This is a genomic window from Candidatus Poribacteria bacterium (genome assembly GCA_021295715.1).
In the GTDB taxonomy this organism is placed as follows: domain Bacteria; phylum Poribacteria; class WGA-4E; order WGA-4E; family WGA-3G; genus WGA-3G.
Genome location: JAGWBV010000034.1, coordinates 12,820 through 28,444 on the forward strand (window position 1 = coordinate 12,820; position 15,625 = coordinate 28,444).

Sequence of the window (15,625 nt, forward strand, 5' to 3'; positions counted from 1 at the left end):
CATGCATAAATCCCTCGTTAGAATCTCATATCCACATTCGCTCTTTGCTGGTGGTGTGCTTGCGAGGTTTTCGCTCATCGCATTACTGCTTTTCGGGTATCCCTGTGTAGAAGAGGTTTGTAACGCCGATTCATATATCTGTGGGACACCGCATTTATCAAATAGCCGTCAGCAGTCGGCGATCAGCCTTCAGCAAGAGGACTTTGTTATACAAAAACCTCTTAACCGACGATTTCCGACAGTCGATACCCGACAGCCAAATGCTCCTGCCTTGCCTGCTGCGCCAGCTTTGCCAATTGGTACAGAACGCACCTTCTTCGCCCCTGATTTTAGAAGCATGCAACAGTACACCGTCTCCGCCGTTCTCCGCGGTGTAGGCAGTTTCTGCTACGTTTTCGTTGAGGAAGCTGAGTGGAACACACGGGTTACCGCTCGAACCGTTCAGGCAATAATCCGCGCTTTTGATGCCGCGACGCCAGCGAATCCACAGCAAGGAATTTATCCGACATTGACGAAGCTCTTCGGAGTTCCACCCGATATTGACGGAAATGGCAGGATTGTCTTACTGCTGCTCAACATTCAGGATGCACGCGGTGCTGACCGTTACACAGCGGGGTTTTTCAATCCAGCCGACCAGCAACAGGGGTTACTCCGAAATCCGGGGTTCCGAGGGTTCCCAATTCGTAGTAACGAAGCAGAGATGCTATACATTGATACGCAACCTCTGAATCCGAACAGCGAAAGAGCACACAATGTTATTGCACATGAATTTCAACATCTCCTCAATTGGCGGCATGATGCAAGAGAAGTCAGCTGGGTTGATGAAGGATGTGCAGTATATGCCTCATTTCTCTGCGGCTATTCTGTGCGGGAACATGTAGCAGCGTTTGAAAAAATGCCATCTATCTCGCTTGTGACGTGGCCCGAGGGAAACGCAGACTCGCTTCCACACTATGGTGCTGCCTTCTTATGGATGCTCTATCTTCATGAGCAGTACGGAGGTATAGGTACACTTATCGAAATTGTCCAAAATCGCGGCACATCGCTCACCGGTATCTCAGATGCGCTCACATCTCGAGGCATTACCCAAACGATTCCTGACCTCTTCATTGAATGGAAATTGGCTAACTATTTATCCGAGTATCGTGCCATCGGACTTTCTCTCACGCCTCGTCGATGGTATGACGCCTACCCAAGCGGCACGCAGCAGGGACAGTTGCGCAATTTTTCGGCGGCGTATATCGGCTTTAGAGATGCCGAGGGGTTAACACTTGGATTCTCAAGTAATTCTCCAACGAGTAGTGCTGTTCATGCAATTGAATTTCATAACACGGGTACCGTCGATATCAAGGAGATAGAATTGTCAGCTGGTAATACCGGTTCCCTTATGTTATCGAATACCGCCGCGGAGGTCATTCTGGTTCCCAGTTTACAAATGGAAGCGATCAATCTCGATGGGCAAAGTTTGACATATCAATATAGTGCAACCCGCGGTGCACATATCACCTTTACTACCGCTGCTCTTCCGAATCCGGTGCATCCGCGTTACTGGGACATCATCGCCGAATCGGCGGAATCCCTCGTAGGGTTGACCCCCACTGTAACGCTGATGCTCTCTGACAGCAAGACGGAGCAGCTTTACCGAGAAGCGCAAGCGATGTATCCCATAATACAGGATCTGCAGGATAACCGTCTGTATCGATTCTCGTTCCTCCTTGAACCAGAAATAGAACCGAAGTCGGTGATATATCACGTTTCACTTGATTCGAGACCCGTTGGTACCGGATCCTTAACCGATTTTTAATTTTTAATTGGTCCTTGCGGTTCGGTTCTTAACCACACAGATAGATGACCGAGTCACAAGTTAACGACAAACCTGCCCGAAGACAACGGCGGGCATCCCAGGAGGCCATAGTTAAAAAATGCAACCTACACTCTATGCCGGAACCATTGGACAAAGTGTCTGGCGAAGTAATGACAATGGAGACACATGGCGCAGGGCGAGTAATGAGCTTTTTCCTGAAGCCGATGTTCGCGCCATAGCGGTGAATCCAAGCGACTCAAACGTTCTTTACGCCGGGACCGAAAAAGGTATCTTCCGATCAGACAATGCCGCCGAATCCTGGCATCGTCTCTCAAGTCCTATGGATGATTTGGAAGTTTGGGCGATCGCTATCGATTCAAGGACACCGGACACGCTCTACGCCGGTACGTGTCCTTCCGCACTTTTCAAATCCACTGACGGTGGTGACAGTTGGAAGCAGCTCAACGCTGATCTCGCACAAGAATGCGAAGGTGTTCCGATTATCCCACGCGTCACGACCTTCGTGATTGACCCTGAAGATTCGCAAACGCTCTATGCTGGAATTGAGATTGATGGTATGCACCTCAGCACAGATGGTGGTGAAACATGGGTTGAGCGAAGTGAGGGTCTCAGTAGCCTCGATATCCACGGGCTTTGCGTGGTTCCGGGTTCACCCAAAACGATCATCGCTGCGACAAACAATGATGTTTGTGTAACGACAGACATGGGACAACAGTGGATACCCTTAAATGTCAAAGCACACTATCCATGGCCCTACTGTCGGGCAGCATTTTTCCTCAACAGCGATGCCGGTCAGGTCTTTATCGGTGCTGGAAATGGTCCTCCCGGTGATCAAGGGGCAATCTTCTCGACGCGTGATGCTGGGAAGACGTGGAACCGAGCTGACATCGGTAGAACAGCAAATAGTACGATCTGGTGTTTCGCTCACAATCCACAGTTTAACGACCTTCTTATCGCTTGCAGCGTGAGTGGACAACTCTACCGTAGTACAGATTCTGGCGAGTCATGGACCAAGCTTGATCACGAATTTGGGGAAGTTCGAGCATTGGCTATCGGATAAAGGCTTGACTTATTTCTGTAATTTATGATATGCTGTTGGTAAAATGTAGGGCAAAAGCGAATTGTGCTTTGATGGCACAGTTTGGTTTCCGATATATGGGCGCGATTGCTGAATCGCGCCCATAGTGAAACAGGTGTATGAACCTGATCATCAGGAAACTGAAATCCCTTACGCCCGAGACATCGAACATGCCGACGAGATTTTTAAGTGGACACAAGAGCAGCAAAAATCTCGCAAACTATAGGTTGGGATAGGAGACAGGTTTTCTGACCCAGTCTACAAAAATTTGGCTTTCAAGTTACGCCCAAAATTATAGGAGGCACACTTCAGTGATACGTTTCTTTACACTTCTAATTATACCGCTTCTCTGCATCGCAATGGCAGGCTGTGGTAGTGATGATGGTGAAATTGACATTGATACCCCACCCCCAATTACGGATGCAAAGCGCATTGCAATTGTTCCATTCTTTGCTAAAACAGGAGCAGCAGAGGACGTTGGCAAGTTAGCTGGACGGATTGGCGTGAACCTCGCAACCCGTCTGGAACTGATATTCAAAGAAGCAGAATGGGTTTATGACATCTCAAACAAGGTTAAACCGGTTGCAGATAAACTCACAGAGTTAGGCTTAACGGTGGAGCAGGTCTATGCAGATCCTGCCTTGGCAGCGAAACTCGGACAGGCACTCAGCACCGATATGGTTATCATCGGAAGGGTGGAAGAACCGAAGATAACCAATCAGGACTACAACCAACTTCTTATGAAACAGGGTAGACAAGGTGGAATTTCCGGTACATCCACCTATATTCGCACCCGTCTGACTGCCCGGGGGCTTACCCGCGTCAAGGTCATCGATGCAAACTCCAATAAGATTATTTTCAACAACCGTATCGGATCGTATCTCAAGTATTGGTACGCCTATCAGACCCAGCAGAGCGAACAGCAAATATTTAAGAGCCGTATGGATAGGCTTGCCGATTTAGGTAAATATCTCCCCCTCAGAATCGCTTATGTTCTTCATCCAACTGGGTTAAAGTTGGAAACCGAAGAGCAGATTCTGCTTAAACCGGACATGGTGCTCAAAGGGACAGGCGGTATTGTTGAGTTTAACTGAAGCGGATAGAAACGGTTTCTAACGCATCAAATCTTCGGCGTGAAAACCCCCACCTTTCGGTGGGGGCGAAAACGCCGTTTCTTTTTTGCAGGGCAGCTTCCTTCGGTAGCAGTCGTGAGTTCTATCTTTACGGGGAATGGCTTACAAAGAAATTTTCGAGTTGGCGGATGTAGACTTCACCATGCTTCAAAAGTTCGAGGGCCGCATCATATAGTTCCGGAGGCGCGAGTTCTTGATAGGGATTCGCGATCTTTTCATAGAAATCTAAAGCCGTTATGAAAAAATCCAAGGTTTCTTGATCGATCGCCTTGTTTTGATATAAGGCACGGAAGCTCTGGTGCTTCTGCTGTGGCGGTGTTTGTCCACTAAATTCGATGATAACGTTGTTGATGTCCACAGCGCGCTGAATAATCATAAGGAAGCAGCTTTTAACATAAGAATGTGTAATCCTGTCCGCTTCAATATACTCTTCTCGATTTGAGGGCAGCCCATACCGTAATTGGTCAAAACATTCATTTATAGATTCCAGCTTCGCTTTTACGGGATTGAAGCGGCGATTCGCAGTTTTCTTTCGGCTTCTAACTTTTCTTTTTCCCATTTCCTGTTCCTTTCCTTGTATGGATTTTCGTCCTGTTAGAGTTCAATTATTTTAGACGCTGAGAAACTTAAAAAGTTGTAACCCACTTATTTTTCTTATCTGTTTTATGTCGCTTTTCTGCTATCCACCCCCTGCTAATTGAAGATCTGAAACCTATCTTTAAACTTGGTATAACCTTTCTAAATATGCTAAAATTAGATGTAATATTAAAAGAGGAAGTGGAGTGCAAACAGTGAAAGCGATTATTAGAACTGGTGATGGCGGACCGGAAGTCCTGCAAATAGGCGAAGTTCCATCGCCGAATCCAACAGAAACACAAGTCTTGGTGGATGTCCATGCGACTGCCTTAAATCGAGCCGATATGATTCAACGACGCGGTGGATATCCGCCACCGCCGGGGGACTCTGAGATCCTCGGTTTAGAGATCGCTGGCACCGTTTCAGCGATGGGGAGTGCTGTAAAAGGCGTGTCAAAAGGAGACCGAGTTTTTGGACTCGTTGGCGGTGGCGGTTATGCGGAGCAAGCCGTCATTGATTACCGCATGGCAATGCCAATGCCTGACGAATGGACTTTTGAACAAGCCGCCGCTGTGCCTGAAGTATTTTTCACAGCAAGTGATAACATTTTCACCCAAGGCGGACTATCCACTGGTGAGGCGATCCTGATTCATGCCGGAGGGAGTGGTGTTGGCACCGCTGGTGTCCAAATCTCGCATCGTGCCGGTGCCAAGGTTTTTGTCACTGCAGGGACCTCCGAGAAAATTGAAAATTGCAAAGCACTCGGCGCGGTAGAGGGCATCAACTACAAAGAAACCGACTTCGTTGCCGAGATTCTGCGTTTGACAGATGGACAAGGTGTAGATGTTGTTGTGGACTTTATCGGAGCAACTTATCTTGAACGGAACCTTTCCGTGCTTAAAACAAAGGGTAGACTTTTACAACTCGGATTAATCAGCGGTTCAGTCACAGAAATTAACCTCAACACGGTGATGCGTAAAAGGCTCCAGCTGATAGGATCCGTCCTGCGAACTCGATCTATTGACGAAAAAATTGGTGTCACGCAACGCTTTATGGACAGCTGGTTACCCGAATTGAAAAGCGGCAAAATCCGACCCATTATTGACACCGTTTTCCCATTAGCAGAAGCAGGGAAAGCACATGCGTATATGGAAGCAAATCGAAATTTCGGAAAAATTATTTTAAAGGTTTTTTAATTTACCTTGCCGGTCAATCGGATGGGTTTGGGATATAACGTGCTTTTGTGTATATCCGCTTGCGCCGCTGTTGCAAGCTATACGCTTTGGTGGATGTTAAGACACTGGAAAAAAGATAAAAAAAGTGAAGGATATACCCTTCGCATAACACTATAATTCAAAACCGTTAGCCTGCAACATCGGCGCAGGCGGATTTGAGAGAGGAACGTTAATGTCGAAACGCACGTTATTCCCCCGCAAAGTAAAATTAAAAATGCTATTGGGTATCTGCATTCTCACCTTCATAGGGGTGGTTTGTAGCTCTGATTCCTTCGCAGAGATTGCCCAAACGACATCGACAGACGGAATCACCCTTCAATTCACCTTGCCGGAGCTGACTGTCTCTGAGGTAATCCGGAATAATGTCCGCTACCAAGAGGTGCGTTACGACGAATGTCACTTCACCGACGAACCGGGAAACCCCAAAGCTCCTGTTACTCGCCTCATGTTGGGTATACCCGCGGCGGCTACAATTGAAGCAGTCGATGTCTCTGCTGCATCCGCTGAGACACGCACCGGTGTGCGCCTCGTTCCAGTTCCGATTTTTGATATACATGAGCGCAATTCACAGCACTCGGCTTCACAGCACTGGTCGGAAAACGGGAGCGCGTATCAGTTAAAGGAAAGTCGTTCGTTTGCTGGAAATCACTCATACCCAGGGCATCCCCTTGCTCGGATCGTCCGTGAAGGCTATATTCGTAGCCAACGTGTTATCGCATTGGCACTATATCCTGTGCAATACCTACCGAACACTCGCCAACTGCGTTTGTATTCACGCTTCACAGTGAACATTCGTTTCTCCTACACAAAGCAGGGAGGACCACTAACAGCGCAAGGAAGCGGCTCACAAATTTTTCCTGGCGAAGGGATAACTGTCCCAGAATCGGAAGCTTTTGAGCGTGCATTCTCACATCAACTCCTCAATGCTGAACAAGCCGCTCACTTCCGGGCACCCCGTCCACTGGTCCCTGCAGCACCAACACTTATTCCCAACGGAGGTAATGAAACTCGTTATAAGCTGTCTATCCAAGAGACAGGTATCTACGCAGTAACAGCGGCATCTCTACAAAACGATTGGGGTATAGATCTTATCGGTACGCACCCTGCGAGACTTCGACTCACACAAGGAAATAGAGACATTCCTGTATACATCAGTGGCGCGGCGGATGGAAGTTTTGATCCGAACGATGCCATCTTTTTCCTCGGTCATAAGCCTAAAAATCGATACAGTCGTTGGAACGTTTATTGGCTCATGATTGACAACGGTGGTCGCATTCCGACACGGGTGCCACAGATTACCGCCAGCCCCACAGACCAAACAGCAACGCAGGTGCCTACCTTCCGTTCTAAAGTGGACTTTGAAGAAGATCATCTAACGAGTAATCTCGAATTTGTTCATACCGAGACGGTTTCGCCTGGTAATAAGCACGGTTGGTTTGATGCTTTGGACTTTTGGTACTGGGACGGTATCAAAAATGGCGGTGATGCCGCCGAGATGCGCCTCGAATTCCCGCTCTATGATGTCGCAAAAAGTTTCGATCCGCCACGCATCTCTGTTGATTTGCAAGGCGGCACACCGGTATCACACGAGATTTTGGTCGCTATTAATGGAGTCCGGATTGACTTTGCTGAGTGGGAACAGCAAGATACACTCACCGTTGGGCGTACATTGCGCACATGGGATACACTCAAGGACAGCGTCAAAGGTGATCAGAATGTATTGTCTTTAGCCAGAGTTGACAGCAATGTTGATGAAGATACCACCCGATACCCCTATCATGTTTACCTCAATCGTTTTTCTGTCGAGTATACTCGCCTCTTCCGAGCCGTTGCTGACGAATTGTGGTTCAGATCTCCCACTGCCGATGCAACCTCCCAAGAGCGGAAACCCCCCGGAGGGCGGAAACTTCAGTATAAAATTGAGGCGTTCCGTGATCCGGGAGTACATGTCTTTGAGACAGATGGTACATACCTTACTGCCCAGATGCAGGGTGTGAATGTGGAAGTAGATGTAGCACATCCTAATTCGTATAATGCACTTTTCCAAGTTCCTGATACCCGAAGCACACAATTTATCGCCATCTCCGATATGGCGTTGCGTCAGCCTGATCGGGTTGAGGTCGTTGCGCCGACAGACTTAGCGACTGCGGTGCACGGTGCTGACTATCTAATTGTGACGCACCCTAACTTCCTACCTGCCGCACAACGGTTGGCAGCGTGGCGCGCAACGCCTGGCGGCGGCGGATACCGCACGAAAGTTCTTACAACCGATGAGATTTACAATACCTTTGGTGATGGGGGTGTGAGCCCAAAGGCTATTAAGGCGTTTCTAAAGCATGCATATCAGTCTTGGACCCCGCCAGCACTGACGTATGTGGCTTTTTTGGGAGATGGCACCTTCGATTTTCGCGGCATTGACACAGATATTTATGCTGAACCGCCTGAACTGACCGGGTACATTCCGACCCATTATATCCGAACCGACTCCTTCGGACGGACCGCCGCAGATCATTGGTATGCGACCGTCTCCGGACACGATGAATTCACCGATTTCTATATCGGTAGACTCAGTGTTGAAAACCCTGATCAAGCTAATGCAGTTGTTGACAAAATCATCGCCTACGAACAGGCACCGCCTAACGGGGATTGGCGAAGAAGAATCATTTCTGTTGCTGACGACGAAGTTAGCAACTCCGGGGATTTTATCTTCAAGAAGAGCCTTGATGAAATAGCGAAAGATCACACCCGTCTTGGATATGAAACGGTTGAGGTGTTCCTTGAAGATGTCATCGACCAAGTGGAAGCACGTCCTGCGGATTACCCAGGACTCTTGCCGCAACGCGTTGCGAAAGATCAAATCATTGAGGCGCTCGGAGAGGGGGCTGTCCTCGCACAATATGCCGGACACGGCGGTAGAATCGTTTGGGCGCATGAAGCGATCTTTGATAATGCCTCCGTCGATCAAGTTGAAGAAACTACAAAGATCCCTTTCATGTTAGTCCTCAGTTGTTACAACGGCTATTTTGACAAGCCTGGCGAACCGAGTATGGCGGAGAAGTTGTTGCGTAAAGAGAGAGGCGGTATCATTGGGATGTTGAGCGCGACACGTCTCACCTATGGCAGCGGGAACGATGCACTCAACCGTATCATTTTCGATATGCTCTTTAAACGGAACGTCCGACAACTCGGTCCCTTAAGTTTCGATTCAAAGGTTGAACTTTTAATGACAGAGGGCACAGGTCAAATTGATATTATGATGGAATATACCCTTTTCGGAGACCCTGCCTTACAAATTGCAATCGCTAATGGTGAAATTCAACCCACTATTGAGACGAAAACAGTTGCACCTGGAGATACGCTCCGAATTGCAGCCGGGCACGTACAGACTGCTACTTACGACGCGGCAAGCCGTTCAAAACGCTTTGTGACCGATACCTCTTTTAATGGCACACTCACCGTTAAAGCTTTATTTCCGGGGAAAACAGCCACTGCTCAAGGTGTTGCGGGTCCAGTAAAATACTACACCGGCGACGTGATTCTCACGAAAACGGCAAATGTTAACCGCGGTGCCTATCCCGCATTGACTTTTTCTGTTCCGAAAAACATTGACAGCGGTGATGCCCATGTCGAGTACTACGCTCAAAGTAACACAACTGTTGCTGTCGGTGGCGATGGATTTACCGTCAATATCCCAAAAATCCTTGACATTAAACCCGAATTAGTCGATGAGGGCAAGTTCCGCATCTCCGTTCAGGTTTCCGATGAAAAAGAAGAGCTGTTTCTCGTCCTCTTGGAATGGCGCAACCCACAGAGTCGGGAATGGGAGAACGTCCAACTCGTTCCGGCAGATCCGCCCCCTCAGTCTCCGAAGACAGAAGACGGATGGTGGACAGTACCTGAACCACTAAACGCGCCTACAGATGGTTCCGTTATCCGGTATAATCTTCAAGTCACGGATATAGACAACAATACGGTTACAAGTGATAGACTCCAATATTATCCCTACGTGTATCCTAATCTGACGGTTGTGGAGGTTGACAGAACCAGCAGGATTGAGTACGGCTACAACACTAAAATGGAGCAATGGCACCTCTCGGCAGATGTCCAGGTAGAAGGCGAAAGTATAGCGAATCCGATTCAGGTTGCTTTTTTCAGCGGCAATCCGGATGTTGACGATGATACACTTGTTGACGATGACGCGAATCTCATAGGAACTACCCGCATTCAACCCAACGACTGGGTGCAACGCACGCCATTGGCGAACCCCGGTACGAAGAAAGATGTTTATGAACCGGATCCCCTGAACACACTGCCAATTGCAACGGCTACTTTAAATCTGAAAGACCCGCTGCCTCTCGGCACACATGACATATTCGTCTATATTGATGTGACAGAGACTGAAGCGGATCAGCCCGGTAAGGTCCTTGAAAACGATGAGGAGGATAATATCGCCTACCGACGACTCCTTATTGATATGAATGCGGTCGGAAAGGCTTCTTCGAGTCAGATTACCAGTTTGGACCGGAACTGCGTTATCACTGTTCCTCCTGGTGGTTTCCAAGAAGCTGCAGTGCTGGCAGTTCGTCCGTTAGATGAACAACAATTTGCGGCTGTAGAGACGAGTTCTCTTGATACAACTCCGAAACCCTCATCTCCCAGTGAATTTGAGGGAATGTCCAAACGGGCACCGCTTCCTGGGATTTCTACTTACGGTTATGAAATAGTAGCCATTAGCAATCAGCAGTCAGAGGGCTCCGACGGTTTCCAAGAGCCAGCAGCCATTAAACTTGCCTCTCCAGTGGCGATTGACTTAAGTTTCGACCTTGGTACGCTCAGAACCCAACTCACGCGAGAATTGTTGGGCGGTATGGAATCCGAAGAGACGCCTATAGAACAGGGTCCAGATGAATTTGGGGTGACAGATACAATTAACGCCGCCATCGAATCCCGCGCACGTGAGTTGGGCATCTATATGTTTAACTCGACACTCGGAAATTGGGCGAGGCTTCCTTCTCAACAACTTGCCGATACTACGGGCGCGTTGCAGCAGTGGATACATGTAACAAACGTGAGTGAGGAAAACGTTGGCGAAAGCACACTCCGCGATGTCCGTATCCAACCTGAAGGCGCTCCGACCGGCAAATACGTCCTCTTCTTCACAGGTCCTCAAACTTATCGGCTTTTCCTGGCTTCCCCTTCAATAGAGGACACGCAGGCTTTTGAGCCGTTGGAAGTTATCGCATCCGCGGAGCAGCTTGGAAGTTTTACGACAGACTTACCCAGTTTTAGACACGGCTTCTCGGTTAATGTAGAACTCGATTTTGAAAAACCCTTTACATTCGGGGATGTCTTGACATTCAACATAACTTCCCTTGTACAGGCTGCGGATGTTGAGCCGGATCTTGATGTCACTCAACAGGGGCAGCGTTGGTACGCATCTGGATTCAGAGATACTAACCGAGGCACGGGGACCATCAGTTACATTGAACTTCCGCCGGACACTGCTATGCCGGAGGATAAGTGGATTATCTTCTTCCTTACCGATACTGAATTTCAGGTTGAAGGTGAAAGAACCGGCATTTTGCGCTCCCAAACCGATGGAAACCAACCGTTGCGTGGAAGGGTCGGAGAACCGTTCGCATATAAGCCCTACGGTTTGCGTTTTCAAATTACACAAGGTGAACGGTCCTTTGTTCCTGGCGATAGATTTCGGTTTCAAACCCGATCTGTCGGCACTATTCGGGCTACAACGGATCGGCTCGGACCGATTACACTGTTGTATACCGACGATACAGTGCCACCTGATATACAACTCACTATTGGCAATCAACAACATTTTGTGACGGGGGACGCAACAGATTCTGAGCCGCTCATCGGAGCAACATTAACTGACCTAAGCGGGCTTGATTACTTCACCCGTCCGTTGCTGTTAGAAATTGGAGACGCTTTCGGAGAATATGAACGTATTCATCCAGAGGCGTATCAGGTGACACATCACCCAGGCTCAAATCAACTCGTGTTGACATATCCGTCTCCCGAGCTTGAACCGCGGGAATATGAGGTCCGCCTCACCGCAAGCGATGTTCATGGAAATACAGATACAAAAGAAATCACATTTCGGGTCCATGACGCTTTGCAACTGCTATCGTTTCTCAACTATCCAAATCCTTTTCCCCGCAAAACAACGCTCACCTGCGAATTGACAGCCCCTGCTGACGCACTCGTTGTGAAAATCTATACGCTGAGTGGACGACTTATCCGGGAACTCTCTCTGCCAGCAAGTCCTGGGTTTCTTATGGTGGAATGGGATGGCAGAGATGCTGATGGAGTTGAGGTTGCAAATGGCGTTTACTATGCTAAACTCCGAATCCAGCGCGACGGTGAAAAAGATATAACCGAAATACTTAAAATGATGAAATTGCGTTAATGGTTGTCAGCAGTCGGCAGTCAGTCCTCAGTTACAAGAGGTTTCCCGCATGCATATAACCTCTTTACTGACAGCCGATACCTGATAGCCGATGGCCATTAAAAAATGAAACATCTTAAAAAAAATATCTTCTATTTTCTGGTGTGTGTAATTGCGTTCTGTGTGGTGGCTCCTCAATCCGTTGATGCCAGGTACACTGCTGATTTTCTAACACTTGGGGTTGGAGCCCGCGCACTTGCTATGGGCGGTGCGGGGACTGCGCTGAGTGACAATGCTTATGCCCCCTATTGGAATCCCGCTGGATTGGGACAGCTGACTCGATATGAAGTCAGTTTCATGCACTCTACGCTCAATGGAGAAGATGCTTACGATTTTGTCAGTTTTGTGGTGCCGCTTGCAAAACACAACTTGCAGGACAAAAGTCAGCCGCTGAAAAAGCGAGGCGCGATTGGTGTCAGCTGGCTCCGCGTCGGTGTTGACGATATTCCTATTACCAGTCTACCCGTTGTCAGCCGGCCTGTCGGACCTGAAAACCGTCCAGAGATCGTCGGATCTTTTAACAATACCGATAACGCCTTTCTCTTTGCTCACGGCTGGAGACTGCCAGCTTTCCGTGGTATTAATTTACATCTTGGTGGGACGCTCAAACTTCTCTATATGAGTGGGTATCGAAGCACAAATGCCATCGGTGGTGGGGCAGATGTCGGTGTTATCGCAATGACGAACCCAGAAAAATCTCATCAGCTTATGCTCGGATTGCAGGCGAGTGATGCCTTCACGACGAAACTCTATTGGAATACACCGCCACCATCGTCCGACCAGACATCCCACACCGAGACGATACTGCCGCATCTGAAGATTGGTATTGCCACGATACACTCGCTCCCTATCTTCCGAAGTAAACTCATTCTCGCATTGGATACCTACGTTCAGAATCGAGGTCAATCTGATGCCGAGGCACCACAGGGCAGTCCAGTTGAGTTGCATGCCGGTGCTGAGTGGACGCTTTTCGACCTGCTTGCCTTACGGGTTGGAATGGCAGAGCGGAGTGGAAGCCTTGAGAGCGTGCGTCAGCTGACAGCAGGGGTTGGATTGAATCTCAGATTCGTCACCGGCGCAGGTGCGGGATTAGACTATGCGTTTGCGAACCACCCGGCATTAGGTGGCAGCCATCGTATATCTCTCAGAATTAGATTTTAAATGGCGGTCAGCAATCGGTAGTCAGAGAAAGTATTTGTTAGGCAACCGGGGACAGATGGATATTATTCACCTATCACAGTGAAACCCTTAAGGATTTCATTCCAATCCCACAAGAGAATTGTGCCGTCCTGTGCTGCGCTGACGAGTGTCTTGCCGTTGGGCGAGAATTGTAACGTTTCTACCTGTGCTGTGTGTCCGTTGAGAGTGATGAATTCATTTCCTGTTATTATGTCCCACAACTGAAGTTTGCCGTTTCTATCACCATTGATAAGGATAATATTATCAGGCGAAAACACCAATGTCTGAGAACCGTGAAAGACTGCTCTGCCCTCTTCACGGCTGTTAATTGAGGAAATTCCCTTTCCCCAATTCCCGGTTTCCATGTTCCACAAACGAATCTGTTCCTGACTTCCAGCAGCGAGTCGTCTGCCATTTGGAGAGAATGCCAGCACGAAAATAGGATCTTTATATGAGGTTGTCACCCGCATTCCTCCATCTTTCATCTCATGTGTTGCCCCGTCCGGTTCTTGCTCTACGAGGGAAGTGAGTTCGATTCCCATCTCCGCATCCCACATCTGAATATTTCCGTCCATGGTTCCACTGACTAATTTCTTGCCATCGGGTGAGAATACCAAGGCACTGATTTCAGGCTCCAACCTCTCAGGCAAATTGTTCTTCGGATCCGAAGGCGACATATTAAGAACAGACCCTGCCTCTGTACTCCACAAACGAATTTCACCGTGATTGCTGAAGGCTACTGTTTTGCCATCAGGCGAAAATACCAGATTTGAGACCCCGGGCTTATCCTTCAATGTTGCCATCTCGCGTCCGGTGCTTACATCAATCAAACGAATTAAAGGATCAGGCTTTATCACGCGACCGAATCCTACGACCATGTTACTTTCCGCGCCAACGCTTGCGAGCTGTGTTTCATCCGGTGAAAACGCTAAGGTCGCTAACCAATCTCGGTGTCCAGTAATTTGGCGATTGATTTTTTGTGAGGTCTTCACATCCCAAAAAGTGATTGCACCGTTAAACGCTACACTCGCAAGTGTAGAACTATCTTTAGAGAAAGTCACTCCTTTTACCCACTCAGTGTGTCCAGTGATAGGCGTAGATAGCGGATCCCCATTTTCTGTGTTCCAAAATCGGACAGTGCCATCTGTGCTCCCACTTGCGAGCGTGGTGCCATCAGTCGAAAACGCTAACGCATTAATACCGTTGAGATGTCCCGTGAGTGTTGAAATTGGTTCACCCGTAGCAGTATCCCATAACTGCACCGTTTTATCAGTACTTCCACTGGCAAGTATCTTTCCATCTGGAGAGAATGCTAACACGTTTGTCCAACCTGTATGTTTTTGAAGCACAGTCGGTTGGTTATCGCTGGCGTTACCCGACAATCGGACTGTGTTATCCTTACTTCCACTTGCGAGCCGCGTGCCATCGGGTGAAAATGCTAACGCTAAGACACGTTTCCGATTTAAAGGTGACGGAGGCAAGCGTGAAGGAAGCGGGTGAGCGGGTGAATCTGCATGTCCTCTGAGGGTGGATAACTTTTTTCCAGTTGTTGTGTCCCACAATTGAATCTTCCCGTTCCAACCTCCAAAAGCGATCTTATCAAATGTGAACGCGTAAACTTCAGAGATAGTCCCGACTTCTGATTCAGGTCGCCCTTTGAGCGTTGTCACATCTCTCTTGCCAGTTTCAATATTCAACCTACTAATTGTGTTCCCTAAGCTACTCAAACTAATCAGCCTTTTGCTATCTGAGGAAAACTGCAATGCTGCGGCAGAAGTAGGGGCATCAATGAGTGACACTTTGTGCCCAGTAGTTGTATCCCACACTTGAATTTCGTCCGTTGTATACCTTCCACCACTGTTGGCAAGATAACGTCCATCTGGTGAAAACGCGAGGGATTGACACATGCCTGCAAACAACGATAGTTCTTTGCCTGTCTCCACATCGTAGAGCCATACACCGATATTGCTACCGACAGCGAGTTGCGCGCCATCCGGTGAGAATTGCATCGCATTGATTCCACCCTTTCCCAAGCGCGCTTTCGCCTCTGTTGGAAGTTCCCATTTTGCATAATCTTCAGCTGTTTTATCCGTTTGTGCTTCCGCATATAACGCTGGGATATTATTACGTTTC

Annotated in this window: 8 protein-coding genes; 6 read left to right on the forward strand and 2 right to left on the reverse strand. The window is 48.4% G+C overall.

Going from position 1 to position 15,625, the window contains the following annotated elements:
- The first annotated feature begins 1 nt into the window (after position 1).
- From J4G07_10305 to J4G07_10315, 3 genes are all read left to right on the forward strand, one after another.
- Entirely contained in the window at positions 2 to 1,804 is a 1,803-nt protein-coding gene (locus J4G07_10305; protein ID MCE2414388.1) for a hypothetical protein, read from the forward strand.
- A gap of 118 nt (positions 1,805 to 1,922) precedes the next feature.
- Entirely contained in the window at positions 1,923 to 2,885 is a 963-nt protein-coding gene (locus tag J4G07_10310; protein ID MCE2414389.1) for a hypothetical protein, read from the forward strand.
- 329 nt (positions 2,886 to 3,214) lie between these two features.
- On the forward strand, positions 3,215 to 3,997 hold the full coding sequence (locus J4G07_10315) for a hypothetical protein (protein ID MCE2414390.1): 783 nt from the start codon (positions 3,215 to 3,217) through the stop codon (positions 3,995 to 3,997).
- A gap of 127 nt (positions 3,998 to 4,124) precedes the next feature.
- Here the strand turns inward: J4G07_10315 and J4G07_10320 are convergent, their stop codons facing one another.
- On the reverse strand, positions 4,125 to 4,595 hold the full coding sequence (locus tag J4G07_10320) for a DUF86 domain-containing protein (protein MCE2414391.1): 471 nt from the start codon (positions 4,593 to 4,595) through the stop codon (positions 4,125 to 4,127).
- A gap of 232 nt (positions 4,596 to 4,827) precedes the next feature.
- On the opposite strand from J4G07_10320, the gene J4G07_10325 reads away from it, so the two are divergent.
- The 3 genes from J4G07_10325 (at position 4,828) to J4G07_10335 (ending at position 13,474) form a co-directional block, all read left to right on the forward strand.
- The gene (locus J4G07_10325; GenBank protein ID MCE2414392.1) at positions 4,828 to 5,808 is read left to right on the forward strand and encodes an NAD(P)H-quinone oxidoreductase; all 981 of its coding nucleotides are present in this window, start codon (positions 4,828 to 4,830) and stop codon (positions 5,806 to 5,808) included.
- A gap of 211 nt (positions 5,809 to 6,019) precedes the next feature.
- Positions 6,020 to 12,274, forward strand: a complete 6,255-nt coding sequence (locus J4G07_10330; protein MCE2414393.1) for a hypothetical protein — start codon at positions 6,020 to 6,022, stop codon at positions 12,272 to 12,274.
- Positions 12,275 to 12,379: 105 nt separating this feature from the next.
- Positions 12,380 to 13,474 carry a PorV/PorQ family protein gene (locus J4G07_10335; GenBank protein MCE2414394.1) on the forward strand — a complete coding sequence of 365 codons (1,095 nt, stop codon included), beginning with the start codon at positions 12,380 to 12,382 and terminating at the stop codon, positions 13,472 to 13,474.
- A 62-nt stretch (positions 13,475 to 13,536) separates the two neighbouring features.
- On the opposite strand, the gene J4G07_10340 is transcribed toward J4G07_10335, so the two are convergent.
- Positions 13,537 to 15,501, reverse strand: coding sequence for a WD40 repeat domain-containing protein (locus J4G07_10340; GenBank protein MCE2414395.1), 1,965 nt, complete (start codon positions 15,499 to 15,501; stop codon positions 13,537 to 13,539).
- Between the last annotated feature and the right edge of the window lie 124 nt (positions 15,502 to 15,625).